Raw genomic sequence first — 18,997 nt, 5'->3', positions numbered from 1 at the left:
GCCCGCTGCCTCGCGCTCAGGGCCGCAGCAGGATGCGGATCGGGTTGCCCTCCCGCTCACGCAACCGCCGGATGCCCTCGTTCACTTCCTCCAGGGGCAGGATCGCGCTGACCGACCCGGAGATGTCCAGACGCCCCCGGGCGGTCAGCTCGACCAGATCCTCCAGATGCTCCATGCGATATCCGGTGTGTCCGATCACGGTATGGCGGTTGCGCACGAAGTGGAGCTCCGGGCCCACGGCCAGAGGGTCCGGCGAGATGCCGACGAGCACCAGGCGGCCCCGGTGGCCGAGGGCACGCTCCGCCTGGGTGAAGGAGGGCGTACGGCCGACGCAGTCGAAGGCGACGTCCAGTCCCTTGCCGCCCGTGATCTCCTTCAGCGTGGCCCTGGTGTCACCGTCCGTCGGGTCGAGCGCGAAGTCGGCGCCCAGGGCGAGGGCGCGCTCGCGGGCGGCGGGCAGGGGGTCGAGGGCGACGATCGGGGAGGCTCCGCAGACGCGGGTGAGCTGCACGAGGTGGGTGCCCAGACCTCCCAGCCCCCAGATGCCCACGGATTCGGCGGACCGCAGCTGGGCGGTGTCGATGGCGCCGTACGGGGTGGAGACGGCGTCGGCGAGCACGGCGGCGTGTTCCAGGGGTACGGAGTCGGGCACGGCGATGAGCGTGGTGGCGTCGGTCAGGACGTACTCGGCCCAGGCCCCGTCGTAGTGGAAGGCCATCACCTGGAGGTTCTCACAGGTGTTCGTGCCACCGCCGAACCGGCAGGCGGGGCACGTCCCGCATGCCTTCCCCGCGCCCAGGACCACCCGGTCCCCCGCCTTCCAGTGCCCGGCGCCGTCGCCGACCGCCGCCACCACGCCCGACGCCTCGTGTCCGGGGGTGACCACCGGCAGCAGGGGCGGGATATGGCCGTCGAGCTGGCTCAGGTCCGACTGGCAGATGCCACACGCGGCCACCTTGACCACGACCTCGCCCACTCCGGGCCGCGGCACGGACACATCCTCGACCGTCAACGTGCCCGCTGCCGTGTCGAACCGCGCGGCGCGCATCGTGGCCGGGAGGTCATCCGCCACCGCGCCCGCCGTTGAGTCCGCGCCGGTGCGTATCGGTCGTGCGTCCAAGGTCATCCGTGGTTCCTTTCACGTACTCGGCCGGTTGGCGCGCCGATCACCGAGCCGGTGCGGGAACGGCGAGTGATCATGATGCCGCACGCAGTCTGCCCTATGCGGCACACGCCGTGTGCCGGTTGCGAGTGTGACCGCGCTCGGCCCGGAGGTGTGTCGTCGCAACGCGGGCGCCCGCGGACGGGACGTCAGACTGTGCTCGGCCAGTGACCACAGACCCAGCTCAGCGACGGGATCAGCCCCACGTGGCATTCACCCGGATGTACCATCCACCACCAACGTGCAATGGGCCCAGATGAGGGAGCTCGTAGTGGACACTCCTGCCGAGAGCACCAACTTGAAGTCCCAGTACGCGGCTCAGGTCGCGGCCGATCTGGAACGCAACTCCGCCGAGCACGAGCGCCTCAGCTCTCAAATCGCGGCACTGCAAGGACAGTTGGCGACGCTGGAAGACAACCGGGCGCTGCTGCTCGGCATGCGGCAGACCCTTGGTGGCGATGCGGCCGGTGGCGCGACGGAGGACGGTGGCGTCAGTGGCTCCGGGGATGGTTCGTCCGCGAAACGAGAGGTCGCGGCGGTGTCCGCCACGCGCAAAACGAGGAAGAAGGCCGCGGCCGGTGACAGGCGGAAGGGGGCGGAGTCGGGCGGGAGCCGTCCGCGTCGTCAGCGGGTGCGGGAAACGGGAGTGCCCACGCTTCGGGAGCTTGTGCGTGATGACCTCGCCCAGCACGGCGAGCCCCGCTCCGCGGCCGAGGTGACCTCGGCGCTGAACCAGGCTTTTCCGAAGCGCGAGATCAAGCCCACGGTCGTGCGCGGCACTCTCGAATCGCTTGTCGCCAAGGGGCAAGCACACCGCACCAAGCAGAAGAGGTCCGTCTTCTATTCCGCTGTCACCACGGACGCGACCGCCGACGCGGGTGAGCCCAGCGAGGCGCGCGCTTCCTGACGAGGTGTGGTGTTCAACGCGGGTGACGGGGGTTGCCGGATCCTCCCTGGCGATCAGACCCGCGATCAGCATGAACGCCGGGAGCGCATAGGCGTCGACGTAGCGCTGGTAGTCCGCTTCGGTGGCGAATCCGGTGAACTCCAGCTCCATGGCGGCCGCGTCGAGGAAGTCCTCGACCCGGCCGCGCATCCCGGGATACGCCGAGACGGTGTGCAGCAGCGGCCGTACGGCGGCATGGTCGCTTTCCCCACCGGCCAGGCCGTCACGTACCTCCTTCACCCACTCCGCGCAGGCCCGGCGCTCCGCGACGGGCCCGCGCCGGTAGCCCGCGACCAGTTTCCGCTGCCGCGCGCGTAGTCCTCGCGCAGATGGGGATCGCCGACCCCCGCGGCATCAAGCGCCCTGTCCCACAGGCCCAGGCCCGGCCCTCCAGATTCCTCGGTCTTGCGGCGGCCGACCGCCGGCACACTACGCGGGCCGGTAGGCCCTGAGTCGTGTCCTCATGTGATCTTGCCTGGTGCCGCGGGTGCTGCGGGTGCCGCGGGTGCCAAGCGTGCCACCGGCGGCAGCGGTGAGTGCTGCGGCGAGGCTTGGAAGGCCTGGATCACGAACGCGGCGAAGCGCCGGGACGCCGCGACCCGGGCGGCCTTCGACGTGGTGTGGATGCCCCTGTTCGCCATGAGCATCAGGACCAGATCGTCCAGGACGAAGTCGGGGCGCAGATGGCCGGTGTCCTTTGCGCGATGGGCCAGTTCGGCGATCGACCTCAGCGTGTATTCGCGCTCCGCGACGAAGTCCATCGCATCGGGGAAGGTCGACATGAAGGCTTCGGTGAAGCCCCGGCTGCGGGCGTGCAGCTCACAGGTCTTCTCGATCACGAGGCAGAAGCCGCGCCACGGATCCGGCTCGGCACGCCCCTTGTCGACGATGGCGCGGCATGCGCGCATCTCGTCCGTGAAGGCCTCGGTGGCCAGCATCTGCTTGGTCGGAAAACGGCGGTACAGCGTGGCGGGGCCGACCCCGGCGTGCCGGGCGATCTCCCGCATCGGCACCTTCAGCCCTTCGGTGGCGAACAGCGCGCGGGCCGCGTCGATGATGCGCTCCCGGTTGTCCGAGGCGTCGGAGCGCAGGGTGTGAGGCAAACGGTCGGTCACCGCTCTCACTTTAGCCAAAGTGGACGGGTGCGTCCGTTAGCGTCCCTCGGGCCGGTTCCGATCGATTACGTCGATCACCGATCCGGTGGATCCCACCGACCCCCGTCCATCCCAGAGCAAGGAGACGACCTTGAAGGCAGTCGCGATCCAGGCGTTCGGACCTCCCGAAGGTCTGGCAGTGATCGACCTCCCCGTTCCGACCCCCGCCGCCGGTCAGGTGCTGATCGCCAATGAGGCGATCGGTGTCGGCGGCTCCGATGCCGTGATCCGCCGCGGGACCCTCACCGGCTACGGCTTCAGGGAAGGCCATATCCCCGGCAGCGAGGTGGCGGGCACCGTGACCGCGGTCGGCGACGGCGTCGATACGTCATGGGTCGGTCAGCGCGTGTGGGCGTTCACCGGCGTAAACGGCGGCTATGCCGAACAGGCGATCGCCGCGGTCGAGGAGATCCTCCCCCTCCCCGCGGGCCTCTCCGCCGTCGACTCGGTGACGCTGGGGAGCTCCGGAATCGTGGCCCACTTCGGCCTGTCCCATGCCCACTTCGCTCCCGGCGAGTCGGTGCTGGTGCGGGGCGCGGCCGGCAGCCTCGGCATCATGACGGTCCAGCTCGCGGCGCGTGGCGGTGCCGGGGCGGTGGCGGTCACGACGTCGTCGGCCGAGCGTGGCGATCGGCTGCGCAAGCTCGGCGCCACCCATGTGCTGGACCGCTCCGGTGAGGGCGGCGACGACGCTCCCTCCGGCTACGACGTCATCATCGACGTCATCGCCGGTGCGGACCTGCCGTCCTTCTTCGCCAAGCTCAATCCGAACGGTCGCATGGTGGCCGTCGGCGCGGTCGGAGGCATGCCACCGGAGGACTTCGGCATGACGATGATGGCGGCGTTCCAGAAGTCGATGTCGTTCGCCGCCTTCAGCGCCGCCACCGTGGCCGAGCCCGATCGACGTGCCGTGCGGACCGGGCAGTTCGCCGCCGCGAGCCGCGGCGAACTGCGTACGGTGGTGCACGAGCTGTTGCCGTTGGAGCAAGCCGCACTGGCCCACCGGAAGATGGACACCGGCGAGGTGTTCGGCAGGATCGTACTGACACCGTAACCCGCGATGCGATACCGGCGACCGTGGGACACGTGGCACCGTACGTGCCCCGGGGGATCTTCCCGGCCAGGTGCAGGGAGGGCGCGTGGAATCGGTGAACGGGCAGAGCAGCGGCGGCACGTGGCCCACGGGGCTGGACGAGGCGATTCGTGCCACCGCGGCCGACATCGCCGCCACGCTGCGCGGCGCGTCCGACACCGGGGCTCCGGTGCCCGGGTCGCGGTGGACGGTCGGGGAGGCGGCGGCGCATCTGGCGCAGGCCAATGAGCTGATGGCACACCTCGCGGACGGGAAGGAACGCGGCTACGGGGACGGCACACCGCAGGGGCTGGCGGAGGCGAACCAGCGCGCGCTCGCCGCGTTCGCCGAGCGCCGGGCCGAGCCGCTGGCCACCATGATCGTGGAGCAGGCCGACGCCTTCCTCCGGGCGGCGGCCCGGCCCACGTCTAATGCGTCGCACGAGTCAAATGCGTCACACGGGTCACACGGCGGACTGGTCACGCCGATGGGCCCGATGAGCCTGGAGGTACTGGGGTCGTATCTGCTGACCCATATGCTCGGCCACGGCTATGACCTCGCCCGCGCACTGGGCAGCCCGCATATGCTCAACCGGGCCCGGGTCGAGCTGACCCTGCCCTTTCTCACCACGGCCATGCCACGGGTGCTCGACACCACCGCCGCCGCCGGGCTCACCGCCCGCTACGCCATCCACCTGAGGGGTGGCGCCTGCTTCGGCGCCACCTTCACCGACGGCGCGGTGACCGTCACACCGCGCCCGCCGAGCCGCCCGGACTGCACCATCCTCACCGAGCCCGTGGCCTTCCTCCTCATGGCGCTGGGCCGCCTCGGACCGTGGAGCGCCGTCGCCAGGGGCCGCGTCCTCACATGGGGCCGCAAGCCCTGGCTCGCACCCCGCTTCCCCGCGCTCTTCTCCCCGCCCTGATCCACCCTCTCGCCACCTGATCCACCTCGTGGCTCAGGTGGCGCAGGACGGATGGCCCCAGCCGTCGGGGTTCTTGCTGATGCTCTCGCCCTTGGCGTAGGGCGTACCGCAGCGGCACCGGCCGGGGAACTTCGCCTTGATGGACCCCTTGGAGCCGGTGCCCCTCTTCGAGCCGGTGCCGCTCCCCCGCCCCTGTGCCGCCGCCGTACGCGGGCGCGCCGTGCCACCACGACCGGCCGAGCGCGTCCCCGTCCGGGCCTCGGGCGGTGGCAGGGCGGAGCCGAGCGAGGTGCCCACGGGCTGCTGGGTACGGGCCGTGTGGCTGGCCGCCCGGTCGGCGGCCGCGTTGAACGGGTCGCCGTCGACCTGGTGCGCCGGAACGTAGACGAACTCCACCGTACGGCCGTCCAGCAGCTCATCGATGCGCATCACCAGCTCGCGGTTGGCCACCGGCGACCCCGAGGCGGTCTTCCACCCCTTCTTCCGCCACCCGGGCAGCCATGTGGTGACCGCCTTCATCGCGTACTGGGAGTCCATGCGCACCTCCAGCGGCACACCCGCGTCGGTGGACTCCAGCAGCTCTCGCAGCGCGGTCAGCTCGGCGACATTGTTGGTCGCGGTGCCCAGCGGCCCGGCCTCCCAGCGCTCCACCTCGCCGTCGGTGCCCGCGATGACCCATGCCCAGGCCGCGGGCCCGGGGTTTCCCTTCGATGCCCCGTCACACGCGGCGATGATCTGTTCAGCCATACGCCGATACTGCCAGCTCCGCTGATCCGGCCCGACGGCAGACCCGTCGGTCGGTCCTCTCCGTGGCCCCAGGGCGTTCACCGAATTCACGCGGAACGGGCACATCGCGTACACGCGTTCGGGCGTCACACATGCGAGTCTCCGAGAGCTTGTGCTTGAACGTCCGTACTCGCGGCGCCAGTTGGCAGCCCGGGTACTCGTCTCGGAGAGGACACCCCCCACATCATGTCCACTCATCGCGCGCGCCGGTCACGGCGCCTTCCCCTGCTGGCCGTCGTGGCCGCGGCCGGTGTGGCCGCCCCTTCGGTCGCCGCCGCCAACACACCGGCCACGGCGGACACCACCCGGCCCACGGCCGTGCAGGCCCCCGACGACTACTACCAGGACGCGACGGGCAAGAGCGGCCCGGAGCTCAAGGCGGCGCTGCACACGATCATCAGCGAGCAGACCAAGCTGTCCTACGACGAGGTGTGGGACGCGCTGAAGTCCACGGACGAGGACCCGGACAACCCGTCGAACGTCATCCTCCTCTACTCCGGCCGCTCCCAGGCCAAGGACGCAAGCGGCGGCGACCCCGACGACTGGAACCGCGAGCACGTCTGGGCGAAGTCGCACGGCGACTTCGGCACCGCCACCGGGCCCGGCACCGATCTGCACCATCTGCGCCCGGCCAATGTGAAGGTGAACAGCACCCGCGGCAACAAGGACTTCGACGACGGCGGCGAGGAGGTGCCCGACGCCCCGGGCAACCGCACCGACGACGATTCCTTCGAACCGCGTGACCAGGTCAAGGGCGATATCGCCCGGATGATCCTCTATATGGCCGTCCGCTACGACGGAGACGACGGCTTCCCCGACCTCGAGCCCAACGACAAGGTCGACAACGGCTCCGCGCCCAACATCGGCCGTCTCTCCGTGCTGAAGAAGTGGAGCGCCGAGGACCCGCCCGACGACTTCGAGAAGAACCGCAACGAGGTCATCTACGACAGCTTCCAGCACAACCGGAACCCATTCATCGACCACCCGGAGTGGGTCGACTCCATCTGGAAGTGATCCAGCACCCGACCCGGACCCCCTGCCCCGGCACGAAGACGCGCCGGGGCGGGGCGCCGGTGCTGTGGTAGGCAGTCCTCGTGCGTATCCTCCTCCCCCTGCCCGACCGGGACTTCGACGTCACCGAGGTGGCCGTGCCCTGGAAGCTGCTGACCGACCTCGGCCATGAGGTGGTGTTCGCCACCGAACACGGCGACGGTCCACCCGCCGCCGATCCGCTGCTGCTCACCGGAGTGCTCTTCGGGCAACTCGGCGCGGAGCCCGAACCCAAGGAGTTCTACGAGCAGCTGACCGGCGAGACCGCCTTCCGCCACCCCGTGGCGTGGGCGGACCTCCGGCCCGAGGCGTACGACGGGCTGATCATGCCCGGCGGCCACGCGCCCGGGATGCGCCAGTACCTCGGCTCCGAGCTCCTGCGCGAGAAGATCGCGGAGTTCTGGCGGCTGGACCGCCCGGTGGGCGCCATATGCCACGGCGTGCTCGCCCTGGCCCGCACCCGCGACCCGGCCACCGGCCGCAGTGTCCTCGCCGACCGGCGCACCACCTGTCTGCCCGGCTACATGGAGCGGACCGCGTACTACCTCACGGCCTGGCGGCGTGGCCGCTACTACCGCACCTACCCGGCCTACGTCCAGGACGAGGTCGTCGCCGCCCTGGACGATCCCGCCCAGTTCGAACGCGGGCCCATCGAGCTGCGGCGGCGCGGCACGGCCACCGATGACACCCCCGCGTTCGTCGTCCAGGACGGCACCTACCTCTCCGCCCGCTGGCCCGGCGACGCCTATCTCTTCGCGCGGCGCTTCGCCACGATGCTCGCCTGACCGGCGCGCCCGTCAGGACGGGCCTCGCATGGCCAGTCGAAGGAGGGTGGTGGCGAGGACGTCGACGCCGTGGGCGCACGCTTCGGGGGTGGAGTGCTCGCGGCGGTTGTGGCTGATGCCGTCGTACTCACCACGTACGAAGATCATGGCCGTGGGGCAGAGCGCGGCGATCTCCTGGGCGTCGTGTCCGGCGCCGGAGAGCAGGGAGATGTGTTCCAGGCCGTGGTCGTCGGCGGCCTGCGCGATGACCTTCTGGACGCGCTCGTCGAAGGGGACGTACGCGGTCTTGGCCATGCGCCGGGTGGTGAGCGTGAGCCCCGGCGTGCCGTCCTCCAGGGTGCGCGCAGGAAGGCCGCGAGATCGTCCTCGGCGCGGGCCATCCGGGCATCGTCGGGGTTGCGCAGGTCGACGGTGAGCTCGGCGCGGGCCGGGACGATGTCGGTCAGGTCCGGGCGGACGGCCAAGTGGCCGACGGTGGCGCGCAGTTCGCCGTAGGCGCCGTCGATCCGGACCGTCAGCCCGGCCTGCTCCATCCATGCGATGACCTGACGCCGCCCGGCGGCGTCGGAGTCGGTGAGGGCCGGCCGGTTCACCCCGCGCAGACCGGTGTGCTCGTCGTCGTACGCGCCGATCTCGGCGAGGTCCATCAGCGACTGCCGGAGTCGGTGGCCGTTGACGTTGATCGTGTCGGGGGTGGGGCCGGTCATGTTCGTTCTCCACTGGGTGGTCGGACGCGAATGGGTTGTCAGTTGTCCGCGGTGGTGGTGGCGGGGTTGGCCGCGCCGCCCTCCGTGCTCAGCAGCACCACGGTTGAGGCGGGACCGAGGCCCAGTGCGGCGCGGCGCTCGTCGGCGCCGTCGCCGGTGAGCGCGGCGCGCAGTCCGGCGAGCGAGGCGGCGCCGCAGGGGCCGCTGGAGATGCCGAGCCGGGCGAGATCGCCGACCGCACGGGCGCTCGCGGCGTCGGGGACGGCGATGGCCGCGTCGAGCCCGTCGCGCAGATGGGGCCAGGCGATGCTGGAGGGAGTGCCGCAGTTCAGTCCGGCCATGATGGTCTCGCCGGTGGTGACGCTGACCGGTTCGCCACGCATGAGGCTTTCGATGACGCACGGGGCGGCCATGGGTTCCACCGACAGCAGCGCCGTGGGCGGCCCGGCCGGGCGACCGCGGTAGTGGGTGACCACGGCGTGGGCCAGCGACCCCACGCCCACCGGGATGGCGATGAGGCCGGGCGTCCCCGCTCCGGCGGCCGCGAGTTGCTCGTCGATTTCGGCGCAGAGGGTGGAGTAGCCCTCCACGATCCAGCCCGGTATCCGTTCATAGCCGGGCCAGGCGGTGTCCTGGACCAGGAGCGCGCCCGGTGCGGCGGCCGCCCCGGCCGCCTGGCGCACGGCCTCGTCGTACGCGCCCATGACCCGGGAGACCTCCGCCCCCTCCGCGGCGATGGCCGCCACGGCCTCCGGATGGACACCTCGTGGCACGAGGATCCGGGCGCGGTGGCCGAGCAGACGTGCCGTCCGGGCCACGGCGCGGCCGTGGTTGCCGTCGGTGGCACTCACCAGGGTGACAGGCACTGTGGCATCGCCGCGCGCGGCCCGCGCGTCGAGGGCGCGGTGCACGGCCCAGGACGCGCCCAGGGCCTTGAAGGCGGGCAGGCCCAAACGGCACGACTCGTCCTTGACGAAGACCCGCCCGACCCTCAATTCGGCGGCCACTGACGGGAGTTCGGTCAGCGAGGTGGGGGCGTAACCGGACAGGGCGGCGTGGAAATCCCGTACCTCGGTGGGGGCGGGCGGACAGGTCCAGGCCCGGGCGGCGGGGCGGGCGAACCACGGCGGCTCGGCGGAGGAGGAAACGTATGCGGGCACGTAGCCAGCGTGCGGCCCGCACCTCGCGTCGGTCCAGCGAATGTTTCCCATCTATATTCATCAGGAGGGCTGACGAATGGCGAGCCCTTCACAACAAGGAGAGCGGGACCCCGTGTTCGACCTGCACCGACTGCGTCTGCTGCGTGAACTCAAGCTCCGCGGCACCCTCGCGGCCGTCGCGTCCGCCCTCTCCTACGGCCCCTCGTCCATCTCCCAGCAGCTGTCCCAGCTGGAGGCGGAGGCCGGTGTCCGGCTGCTGGAGCCGGTGGGCCGGCGGGTGCGGCTCACCGAGCAGGCGGAGATCCTCGTCGCCCATACCGAGGCGGTGCTGGAGCGCTTGGAGCACGCCGAGGCGGACATCGCCACCTCCCTCACCGATCTGACCGGCACCCTGCGCATCGCCTCGGTCCAGACGGCCCCCTCGCCCTGGTGCCCGGCATGCTGAGCCTGCTGCGCGAACGGCAGTGGAGCAGGAGGATCTGCTCGACGACCCCCTCCACCTCGCACTGCCCGCACCGGCCGGTGGGCGGAACAACGGCGGGCCGGGCCCCAGGGGCGGCCCCACGGCGTCGTTGCGCTCGCTCGCCGGTCATGGCTGGGCCATGGAGCCCGAGGGCACGGCCGCCCGCCACTGGGCCATGACCCTGTGTCGGAACGCCGGTTTCGAGCCCGGTGCGCGGTTCGAGACCACGGACCTCCTGATCCATCTCCGCCTCGTCGAGCAGGGCCACGCGGACAGCTGCCCCGCGGGCAACGCACCCGCCGTGTCTTCACCGCGGTACGCCGGGGCCGCGGCCGCCACCCAGCGATCGCGGCCTGCCGCCACGCGCTGCGGCAGACGGCGACGGACGCGGCCACCCCGGCCGACGTCTGAAACCAAGGCATCGTCGGCCCCTACCGCGGACGGCCGGGGCCGACGATGAGTACACTCAGGCTCAATCGCCCTTAGTCGTCAACGCACTTGGGGTACTTCGAGCCACGGTTGCAGTCGTGGTAGTCGTACTTGCTGACCCGGAACTTCTTCCCCTCGCCGCCCTTGGCCGGATCGACGACCAGGTAGAACTTCTTTCCGTCCTTGACCTTGTCGCTGACTGTCCCATCAGGGCCCCGGTCAAAGTCCTGCGCGCACCCGGCGAGTGTGAGGGCTGAACATGCCAGGAGGGCAAGGGCAAGGCGACGCATGTCGTGCTCCGATCAACGTGAGGATTGCGAGACAGTCTAGGGGGCATCGGATCATGGCCCGGCCAGGGGTGGCACTCGCTCATCCGCGGGAAAACGCCTGATGGACGGCGGCGGGAAGTGGACGCCGCCCGGCGGCAGACGGGTTCGACTGGCCTACGGGCGGATTGCTGAGCGGTTGGCTAGGGGCGGATGTAGGGACGGGTGATGATCTCCATGTTGTGGCCGCCGGGATCGTCGAAGTACGCGCCACGGCCACCGAAGAGACGGTTGATCCGGCCGGGATCGGTGTGGTTGGGGTCGGCGTAGTAGGTGACGCCGACCGCTTCCAGACGTGCGATCATCGCGTCGAACCGCTCATCGGGCACGAGGAACGCGTAGTGCTGCGGCTGGATGGGCTCGTCGCGCTTCTCGTAGTAGTCGAGCGTCACGCCGTTGCCGAGATCGACGGGCAGAAACGGGCCGAACGGCGCTCCGACCTCCACCCCCAGAATCGCGGCGATGAACTCGGCGGACAACTGCCGGTCGTGGGCGTAGACGGCGGTGTGATTCAGCTGGACGGCGGTGGCCGGGGGCTCGGAGTCGTGCTGGGGCTGGGCGTGGTGTGGCATCTGTGGTGGTGTCTCCGCATCGTGGAATCCGCTGGAACAGGCGCCACGTTCGGGCGCCGGGAGGAAGGACACGGAGGAAGGGGCGGGCCTCTGGCCCGCCTCGGGCTCACGCCGAGGCCGGGCGCCTCACTCGTGCGTGGCCCATGGCCGACCCGGCAGTCACGTCGCCGAATTTACCATCGGCGGCCCGACTCCGTACAACCGTCGTCGAGTGCACTGGAGTCGAGTGCGCCGGAGTTGACCCCGGCCGGGTCCCGCCCGAGTTCCTGACCTTTCCGCACGGCGACCTTTCCGCACGGCGAGTCGGACGGGCCGCACCACGGGTTGTGGTCCGACGACGGATCGACCTGTGACGGAGTGGCCTCCTGCTACACCCGTGACGGCGGTGACATCGACACCAGCGCGCACACCCCGCTGGAGGCGATACGCGACGAGACCGGCGGCGGCTACGTGCACGCGTACGACAGCGCGGCCGGGCCGGCCGGCCCCGGGCGGTTCGCCACCCTGGACGGTGCCGGTGCGCTCGTGACCGGCGAGACCGCGCCGGAGCGGCCCGTGCACCGCGCGTCCGGTGGCTTCCGGTTCGCCCAGGCCCTCTACCCCTTGCTCGACGACCCCGCGGGTTCGGCCAGGCTCACGGGGGACCTCCGGCGGCGCTGGGCCGCGATCTGCTGGCCGGTGCCTACCAGGCACTGGGCCGGTCCTCCCTCGCGGGGATCGCCCAGGCTCATCACGACCACCGCGATCTGCCCAACGTCATCGTCCTCGGCTTCCGCCGGGGAATGTCCGACGGATCGTGACACCTGCGGCGGGCTGATCCCCTCCCCGCCCCTTCCCTCAACTGGGGCTCCGCCCCAGACCCCGGGGCCTGGTGGCGAAGCCCCTGCCGCTCGCCGCACACCCCGCGGCACCGGCCCGCGCACGCCCCTCCCCCACGGCTGCGCGGTTGCCCCGTCCCGTCCCCGGCCCTGCCCCGCTCTTGCCCCGGCCGCCGCGCCGCCGCGCGCCGCCACGAGCGCCATGTCCGATTTCCGCCAGCGCGCCCCCCGTCCAGGGCGCACAGTGGAGGTGTGATGAGCGACGACAGCAGGTACGAGGCGGTGTGCAGCCGCGACGCGCGGTTCGACGGCGAGTTCTTCTTCGGTGTCACCACGACTGGGATCTACTGTCGGCCGAGCTGCCCCGCCACCACGCCCCGGCGCAAGAACGTCCGGTTCTTCCCGACCTCGGCAGCCGCGCAGGGCGCGGGGTTCCGGGCCTGCCGCCGCTGTCGGCCGGATGCCGTGCCCGGCTCCGCCGACTGGAACGCGCGCGCGGACGCCGTCGGCCGCGCCATGCGGATGATCGGGGACGGGGTGGTGGACCGGGAGGGGGTGTCCGGGCTCGCCTCGCGGCTCGGGTACAGCGCCCGGCAGGTGCAGCGGCAGCTGACCACCGAGCTCGGCGCCGGGCCGGTGGCGCTCGCCCGCGCCCAGCGCGCCCATACCGCGCGGATCCTGCTGCAGACCACCGCCCTGCGGGCCTCGGAGATCGCGTTCGCGGCCGGGTTCGCCAGCGTCCGGCAGTTCAATGACACCCTGCGCGAGATCTACGCCGCCACCCCCACCGAACTGCGCGCCGCCCGGCCGGGGAAGTCCTCCCTGTCCGGGCCCGCGGGGGCACCCGGCGGAGTGCTGGGGACCAACGGCGGGACCAACGGCGCAACGGCCGGGGTGCCGCTGCGGCTCGCCTACCGCGGTCCGTACGACACCACGCAGGTCTTCGACTATCTGGCCCGGCGTGCCCTCACCGGCCTGGAGGAGATGGTGGGCGCGCCGGGCGCCCGGACCTACCGCCGCACCCTGCGGCTGCCGCACGCCTGCGCCATCGTCGAGGTCGACGAGCGGCCCGGCGACGGCTGGCTGGAGTGCCGGCTGCGCCTGACCGAGCTGCGTGATCTGACCACCGCCATCCAGCGGATCCGGCGCCTGTTCGACCTGGACGCCGATCCGTACGCGGTCGCCGAGCGCCTCGGCGCCGATGCCGCGCTCGCGCCCCTGGTGGCCGCGCGGCCGGGGCTGCGTTCGCCGGGCACCGCCGACCCGCATGAGCTCGCCCTTCGCGCCGTGCTCGGCCAGCAGGTCTCGGTGGCCGCCGGGCGGGTGCTGGGCGATGGGCTGATCGCCGCGTACGGCAAGCCCCTGGAGCGGCCCGACGGCGGGCTCAGCCATCTCTTCCCGCGTGCGGAGGATCTCGCCGAGGCGCCGCTCGCCGAGCTCGGCATGCCGGAGAGCCGCCGCGCCACGCTGCGCACGCTCGCCGGCGCGCTCGCGGACGGCACCGTGCGGCTGGACGCGGGCGCCGACCGCGACCGGACCGAGAAGGAGCTGCTGGGGCTGCGCGGCATCGGCCCCTGGACGTCCGGTTACATCAGGATGCGCGCGCTGAGCGACCCCGATGTGCTGCTGGAGTCGGATGTCGCCGTACGGGCCGGGGCCCGCGGCGCCGGGGCCCATCTGGAGGACTCCGAGGGCTGGCGGCCCTGGCGCTCGTACGCCATGCACCACCTCTGGAACGCCCCGCGGCCCCGGTCCGCGTGATGCCGCCCGCTAAAGGAGCCACCGCGCCCGCCAACTCATCGCCGGGAACGTCCCGATGACAGCACGGTGAGATCGATGACCCCGGCGTGAAGAACGACGACCCATTCTGAAACCCCGGTCCGCCGCCGCTTTACGGCCCCTTTATGCCGCTGAGAGCGTGCGCAGCGAGCACTCTCAACGAGCGTGAGACGAGCGCGAACTGGGGGAGACCGTCAATGGGACACAGAAGAATGGGACACAGAACAGGGCGCGTTGTCCAAGGGATCCTCGGTGTCGGAGCCCTGCTGGGCGCGCTGCTCGGGATCCCGCAGCAGGCCCACGCCGATCCGGCGCCGCCTCAGCCGACCGTCTGCAAGCCGTGGGTGATCATCTCCGCCTATGGCGCGGACGCCTCGGCCGGGCCGGGTGCTCCCTGGGGCAGCCCGGTCAACAGCCAGTACATCGGCGGGATCACCGACGCTCTGAAGGACAAGGGCATCGGCACCGCCGATCGTGATCCGGACGGCAATCCGCGGTCGGACGACACCGTGGACATCCGCAATCTCTCCTACCCCGCGAACGCGTTGCAGTACTGGCCCTGGGAGCCGGGCTACAACGAGTCGCTGAGGCTGGGGAAGGAGAAGCTCGCCCAGGAGGTGAGCTGGTACAACACCACCTGCGGCAAGGGCACCAACCTCATCCTGCTCGGGTACTCCATGGGTGCCCATCTGATGAAGCAAGCGATGCAGGATCCGCTGCTCCAGGCCAATCAGGAGGCCGTGGCCGCCGTGGTGAACGTCGCCGATCCCAGCCGGAGCAACGGCCAGGCCGGGATGGCGCAGAGCGGTCAGATGCGGACCGTGACGCCGGACTTCGGCACGGCGGAGGCCCAGGCGGCCGACGGCGGGCTGTTGCAGCGGGCCACGGTGCCGGAGACCTTCTCCGGCTTCCTCGGTGACGGCCGGTACCACGACATCTGCCGCACGGACGACCAGTTCTGCAACCGCCCCGGTCAGACCCTGCCCGGGGACTGGGTGGACATCGCCAAACGGGCCGCGGACAGCGAGGGGCCGCACGGCGACTACGCGCGCGGCGCCGGCTCCACCGGCACCCAGGCGGTGGAATCCGCGCTGACGCACCAGGCGGAACGGAACACCGTGCCACCGGGGCCGCCACCGGCCCCCGGGACCGGTGACACCAACCCGCCGGACACTCCACCGCCCCCACAGGGGCGGCCGGACGACCCCCCGGCGCCGCCGAACGACCCGAACGACAAGTCCTGCGCACCGCACGGCGACACCGACGCGACGGGCGCCGCGGCCATCAAGGAGGCGTGCGCGGTGATCGGGGCCGACACCTGGTACACCTGGGGCGGCGGCCACGGGGCGAATCCGCCGGGGGCCACCTTCGGCCATGTGGACTCCTCGGACCCGGAGCGGAGCAGAAACGACCCGAACCGCAAGGGCTTCGACTGCTCGGGCTTCGTCCGCTACGCGTTCTACAAGGCCACCGGCTATGACGTGCTGGGCGACCGCACGGCGGAGCAGATGTACAACGCCTCGTGGCCGGTTCGGATGACGGCTGGGCAGGGCGAGGGCGCGCTGCGCCCCGGCGATCTGGTGTTCTTCGGCACCGCGGGCAATATCCACCACACCGCGATCTATCTGGGCAACGGGCAGATCGCCGAGGCCCCGCAGTCCGATGAGAAGATCCGGGTGGCCCCGCTGCGCAGCCATGACGACTACACCGGTGCCGTGCGGATCAGTGGCGCGGGTGGTGGCGGCGGTGGTGACGCGCCCCAATCCACCTGGGGCACCAATGTGCGCACCCACACCGAACCGTCCATCGGGTCGGCTGTGCACTCCACCTTCCCCGGCCCGACGGGGATCCGCGTCGACTGCCAGCGGCGGGCCGAGCGGGTCACCTCCGAGGGCTACACCAGCGATGTGTGGTCGCATCTGCCGGACGACGGAGGCAGTTGGGTCAGCAACATCTATGTGAAGGGGCCGGAGTGGATTCCGGGTGTCCCGGAGTGTGAGGGGGACCCGGGCCAGGGCGGTCCGCCCGGTGACGGCGCCGGATCGCAGCGCCAGACGTGGGGCTCCGATGTCACGTTGCGCAGCGGTCCGTCCTCCAAGGCCCAGGCGACGGACGCGCTGGCGAAGCCGACGACGGTGCGCGTCGACTGCCAGGCGCGGGGCGAGGAGGTCACCGCGGACGGTGTCACCAACAACGCCTGGGCCCATCTGCCGGACCGCAACGCGTGGGTGTCCAACATCTACATCCGGGGCGGCGCCTGGCTGGAGGGCATTCCCGAATGCGACACCGACCAGGGCGGGGGCTACGGCGACAACGTCGACTTCCGTAACACCTGGGGCGATGACGTACGGGTCCACCGGGACCCCGCGCAGGGCTCACCGGCCGTGACCACGCTTCAGGGTCCGAGCCAGGTGCGGGTCCGGTGCCAGGTCCACGCGGAGCAGGTGACGTCCGAGGGCTACACCAACGACGCCTGGAGCTATCTCTCCGACCGCCAGGGATGGATCAGCAACATCTATCTCAAGGGCGGTGCGTGGCAGGACGGTGTGCCGCTCTGCGCGCCGGGCAATCCGCCGCCGGGGAGGTGAGCGGTCGGCGGCCGCCGGTGAGGTGACCGGCAACCGGCGGCCGCCGGTGAGGTGAACGAGGTCAACGGGCCGCCAGGTCGCGCACCGTGCGCAGCCCGGCGGTGACATCGGCGATGGTCGCGCAGTCGCCCACCGCCGCCCCCGCGGGCAGGACGAGGTCCGTCGGGGGACGGCGGGTGGCGACGGCGTCGGCCAGGTCGGACAGCGCGGCCCGCAGCCGGGCGGCGAGGGCGGGATCGGGCTGTGGGGCGCCCTGGTCGAGCCGCACGCCGCAGGCCGTGACCGCGTCCACGATCTTCTCCAGGGCCAGCACAACCGGCGCCCAGGCCGCCAGGTCCCGGCCGAACGGCGGGTGTTCGGCACTGGCCACCTCCACCGCGCGGCGGGCGTCGGCGAGCGCGCGGTAGGCCTCGCGGCGCAGCCGCAGCCGGGTGGCGTACGGCGCCTCGGCGGTGAGCACCCGGTCGAGGTGGTCGCGGGTGGCGCGGACCGCGAGCGACAGCCGCACCGACACCTGGGCGCGCGGGCCGCCGAGCCCGGGCAGCGCCCCGGCGGCCAGCACCACACCGCAGGCCAGCAGCGTGTCGGCGAGCCGGGTGAACCCGGGGTCGGTGTCGCCGCCGAGGTAGACCAGGGAGAGCAGCAGCGGGGTGAGCACGGCGGTCTGCAGGGCGAAGTGGCGTACGGAGACGGGGATCAGCGCGGAGCAGACCGCCGCGACGGCCACCGGCCAGATGCCGGGGGCGCGCGCGCCGGGGGCGAGCAGCGTGGCGAGGGCGCCGAAGACGGCCACGCCCACGGCGGTGCCGAGGGCGCGGGAGAGGGCCCGCGAGACCAGCGGGCCCATGTCGGGCTTGACCAGGAACGCGGCCGTGGCGGGCAGCCAGTACCAGTGCGCGCCCGGCAGTTGCTGGGCGAGGGCGGTGCTGACGCCCACGCACAGGGCCACCCGGGCGGCGTACTCCCGGCCCGCCGGACCGAGCGCGCGGCGCAGCCGCTGCCGGTGGCCGGGGACCACCGCGCCGACGGGCGGCGCCGGTTCGCCGTCGAAGACCCGGGCGGCGAGCAGCACGGCCCGGTGCATGGCCATATTGCCCGCGGTGTCGGGCACCGGGGCGGGCAGCCGGCCCGGTGGCAGTCCGGTCCGTACCGAGCGGGCCAGTTGGGCGGGGGTGCGCGCGATGCGCTGGGGTACGGGTTCGTCCTCCCACAGGAGGGTCAGGATGCCCTCGCTGAGCGCCCCGGCCACCGCCAGCCGGTCGCGCGACCGCCGCTCCTCCGTATCGACGCGGTGCAGGGGGAGCCGATGGGCGTAGAGGGCTTCGTATGCCGCGTCGTAGGCGGCGGTCAGCTTGCGCCGGGCGGCCTGGCCGTCGTCGGTGCCGACCGCGGTCATCAGGTCGGCCAGGGCGTCGTACACGGCGGCCACCGCCTCCCGTTCACCGGAGGGCGCGGCCTGGCGCGAGGGGATGGCGCGTGGCAGCAGCGCGGCCATGGCGATCACCCATGCGGCGCCGATGAGCAACAGGCCCGCCCGGGCCGGCGGGGACACCGGGAGGGGCATGCCCGCGCCGACGACGGCGAGCACCATCAGCTGCACCCCGGCGGAGGAGCAGACCGGGCCGATGGCGCTCATCGCGCCGGAGACCAGTCCGACGGCGGCGAGGGCGAGCGCGATCCAGATCCCGAGGCCCAGCGTGCCGAGCCAGGCCCCGGTCAGCAGCCCGAGGGCCCCGGCGAGGGCGGGCAGGCCGATGCGCACGACGCGGGTGGCACGGGTGGCGGGGCGGTCGTTGATATGGGCGAACATCGCCCCCAGCCCGGCGAGCATCCCGAACGGGGTGTGTCCCGACGCCACGCCGAGGGCCACCACCGGTCCCACGCCGAGGGCTCCGCGGACCACCGCCGCCCAGGGCACGGGGCCCCGTAGCGCCCGTACCCCGCGCAGGGGGTGCGTCAGCCAGTCGGGCGGTGTGCGGCGCGCGCGCAAGGATCCTCCGTGTGGTGGAAATCGTGGGCTCTTCGAACCGTACGTGAGCAATGCGGAACTTTCGTAACCTGCGTATTTCCGCCATGTGAGCCGCTGATGCCCCATCCCGCGCAAAAGCGGTCCCCGGCCCGTGGACCCGGGTGTGACCTGGTCTTTTGCACAATCTTCCCGGACCGGCCGGTCGGCCTGTTCGGGGCGCACATGCCAGGCTCATATGTCTCGCTCCGTGGCCAGCTTCTTGCGCAGCGTGTTGTGCTGGATACGCGGGAGAACTAGCCTCCCTTC

15 protein-coding genes and 2 pseudogenes are annotated in these 18,997 nt (G+C 72.0%); 8 read left to right on the top strand and 9 right to left on the bottom strand.

What is annotated here, in order from left to right:
• Positions 1–16: 16 nt before the first annotated feature.
• Positions 17–1,126 (bottom strand): zinc-binding dehydrogenase, encoded by a 1,110-nt coding sequence (locus tag ACMTAK_RS49155; RefSeq protein ID WP_413812213.1) that lies wholly within the window; start codon positions 1,124–1,126, stop codon positions 17–19.
• A 307-nt stretch (positions 1,127–1,433) separates the two neighbouring features.
• On the opposite strand from ACMTAK_RS49155, the gene ACMTAK_RS49150 reads away from it, so the two are divergent.
• Positions 1,434–2,069, top strand: coding sequence for a hypothetical protein (locus ACMTAK_RS49150; RefSeq protein WP_413812212.1), 636 nt, complete (start codon positions 1,434–1,436; stop codon positions 2,067–2,069).
• A 90-nt stretch (positions 2,070–2,159) separates the two neighbouring features.
• Here ACMTAK_RS49150 and ACMTAK_RS49145 read toward each other — a convergent pair.
• Both ACMTAK_RS49145 and ACMTAK_RS49140 read right to left on the bottom strand, forming a co-directional pair.
• Positions 2,160–2,348, bottom strand: a pseudogene (locus ACMTAK_RS49145) (squalene/phytoene synthase family protein); the annotation flags it as partial.
• Between the two features lie 221 nt (positions 2,349–2,569).
• Complete coding sequence (locus ACMTAK_RS49140; protein ID WP_413812211.1) at positions 2,570–3,223, bottom strand: TetR/AcrR family transcriptional regulator; 654 nt, start codon at positions 3,221–3,223, stop codon at positions 2,570–2,572.
• A 130-nt stretch (positions 3,224–3,353) separates the two neighbouring features.
• On the opposite strand from ACMTAK_RS49140, the gene ACMTAK_RS49135 reads away from it, so the two are divergent.
• Positions 3,354–4,316 carry a zinc-dependent alcohol dehydrogenase family protein gene (locus ACMTAK_RS49135; protein WP_413812210.1) on the top strand — a complete coding sequence of 321 codons (963 nt, stop codon included), beginning with the start codon at positions 3,354–3,356 and terminating at the stop codon, positions 4,314–4,316.
• An 85-nt stretch (positions 4,317–4,401) separates the two neighbouring features.
• On the top strand, positions 4,402–5,259 hold the full coding sequence (locus ACMTAK_RS49130) for a maleylpyruvate isomerase family mycothiol-dependent enzyme (protein ID WP_413812209.1): 858 nt from the start codon (positions 4,402–4,404) through the stop codon (positions 5,257–5,259).
• Positions 5,260–5,292: 33 nt separating this feature from the next.
• On the opposite strand, the gene ACMTAK_RS49125 is transcribed toward ACMTAK_RS49130, so the two are convergent.
• On the bottom strand, positions 5,293–6,006 hold the full coding sequence (locus ACMTAK_RS49125; RefSeq protein WP_413812208.1) for a ribonuclease H family protein: 714 nt from the start codon (positions 6,004–6,006) through the stop codon (positions 5,293–5,295).
• A 225-nt stretch (positions 6,007–6,231) separates the two neighbouring features.
• Between ACMTAK_RS49125 and ACMTAK_RS49120 the strand changes: the two genes are divergently transcribed.
• Positions 6,232–7,059, top strand: a complete 828-nt coding sequence (locus ACMTAK_RS49120) for an endonuclease I family protein (protein WP_413812207.1) — start codon at positions 6,232–6,234, stop codon at positions 7,057–7,059.
• Between the two features lie 80 nt (positions 7,060–7,139).
• Complete coding sequence (locus ACMTAK_RS49115) at positions 7,140–7,880, top strand: type 1 glutamine amidotransferase domain-containing protein (protein WP_413812206.1); 741 nt, start codon at positions 7,140–7,142, stop codon at positions 7,878–7,880.
• Positions 7,881–7,892: 12 nt separating this feature from the next.
• Here ACMTAK_RS49115 and ACMTAK_RS49110 read toward each other — a convergent pair whose 3' ends face one another.
• Together ACMTAK_RS49110 and ACMTAK_RS49105 are read right to left on the bottom strand one after the other, a co-directional pair.
• The gene (locus ACMTAK_RS49110; protein WP_413812205.1) at positions 7,893–8,174 is read right to left on the bottom strand and encodes a M20/M25/M40 family metallo-hydrolase; all 282 of its coding nucleotides are present in this window, start codon (positions 8,172–8,174) and stop codon (positions 7,893–7,895) included.
• 451 nt (positions 8,175–8,625) lie between these two features.
• Positions 8,626–9,747: a diaminopropionate ammonia-lyase gene (locus ACMTAK_RS49105; protein WP_413812204.1), complete on the bottom strand. Its 1,122-nt coding sequence runs from the start codon at positions 9,745–9,747 to the stop codon at positions 8,626–8,628.
• A 112-nt stretch (positions 9,748–9,859) separates the two neighbouring features.
• Between ACMTAK_RS49105 and ACMTAK_RS49100 the strand changes: the two are divergent.
• Positions 9,860–10,621, top strand: a pseudogene (locus tag ACMTAK_RS49100) (LysR family transcriptional regulator).
• 71 nt (positions 10,622–10,692) lie between these two features.
• Here the strand turns inward: ACMTAK_RS49100 and ACMTAK_RS49095 are convergent.
• Complete coding sequence (locus ACMTAK_RS49095; protein ID WP_020874386.1) at positions 10,693–10,929, bottom strand: hypothetical protein; 237 nt, start codon at positions 10,927–10,929, stop codon at positions 10,693–10,695.
• Positions 10,930–11,108: 179 nt separating this feature from the next.
• Positions 11,109–11,537, bottom strand: coding sequence for a VOC family protein (locus tag ACMTAK_RS49090; protein WP_413812203.1), 429 nt, complete (start codon positions 11,535–11,537; stop codon positions 11,109–11,111).
• A 1,073-nt stretch (positions 11,538–12,610) separates the two neighbouring features.
• Here ACMTAK_RS49090 and ACMTAK_RS49085 point away from each other — a divergent pair.
• Positions 12,611–14,116, top strand: coding sequence for an AlkA N-terminal domain-containing protein (locus tag ACMTAK_RS49085; RefSeq protein WP_413812202.1), 1,506 nt, complete (start codon positions 12,611–12,613; stop codon positions 14,114–14,116).
• A 230-nt stretch (positions 14,117–14,346) separates the two neighbouring features.
• The gene (locus tag ACMTAK_RS49080; RefSeq protein ID WP_413812201.1) at positions 14,347–16,722 is read left to right on the top strand and encodes an NlpC/P60 family protein; all 2,376 of its coding nucleotides are present in this window, start codon (positions 14,347–14,349) and stop codon (positions 16,720–16,722) included.
• 61 nt (positions 16,723–16,783) lie between these two features.
• Here ACMTAK_RS49080 and ACMTAK_RS49075 read toward each other — a convergent pair whose 3' ends face one another.
• Positions 16,784–18,712: an FUSC family protein gene (locus ACMTAK_RS49075; RefSeq protein WP_413812200.1), complete on the bottom strand. Its 1,929-nt coding sequence runs from the start codon at positions 18,710–18,712 to the stop codon at positions 16,784–16,786.
• Between the last annotated feature and the right edge of the window lie 285 nt (positions 18,713–18,997).

This window comes from Streptomyces lacaronensis (assembly GCF_047337785.1).
Lineage (GTDB): Bacteria > Actinomycetota > Actinomycetes > Streptomycetales > Streptomycetaceae > Streptomyces > Streptomyces lycopersici.
Note: the sequence above shows the minus strand (reverse complement) of the source record. Positions and strands in the feature narration are given on the sequence as shown.

What these genes read in the sequence shown, in the direction of transcription:
- ACMTAK_RS49110 (WP_413812205.1), bottom strand. Translation starts at nt 8,174, where the DNA reads ATGGCCAAGACCGCGTACGTCCCCTTCGACGAGCGCGTCCAGAAGGTC.
- ACMTAK_RS49085 (WP_413812202.1), top strand. Translation starts at nt 12,611, where the DNA reads ATGAGCGACGACAGCAGGTACGAGGCGGTGTGCAGCCGCGACGCGCGG.
- ACMTAK_RS49095 (WP_020874386.1), bottom strand. Translation starts at nt 10,929, where the DNA reads ATGCGTCGCCTTGCCCTTGCCCTCCTGGCATGTTCAGCCCTCACACTC.
- ACMTAK_RS49080 (WP_413812201.1), top strand. Translation starts at nt 14,347, where the DNA reads ATGGGACACAGAACAGGGCGCGTTGTCCAAGGGATCCTCGGTGTCGGA.
- ACMTAK_RS49155 (WP_413812213.1), bottom strand. Translation starts at nt 1,126, where the DNA reads ATGACCTTGGACGCACGACCGATACGCACCGGCGCGGACTCAACGGCG.
- ACMTAK_RS49090 (WP_413812203.1), bottom strand. Translation starts at nt 11,537, where the DNA reads ATGCCACACCACGCCCAGCCCCAGCACGACTCCGAGCCCCCGGCCACC.
- ACMTAK_RS49125 (WP_413812208.1), bottom strand. Translation starts at nt 6,006, where the DNA reads ATGGCTGAACAGATCATCGCCGCGTGTGACGGGGCATCGAAGGGAAAC.
- ACMTAK_RS49120 (WP_413812207.1), top strand. Translation starts at nt 6,232, where the DNA reads ATGTCCACTCATCGCGCGCGCCGGTCACGGCGCCTTCCCCTGCTGGCC.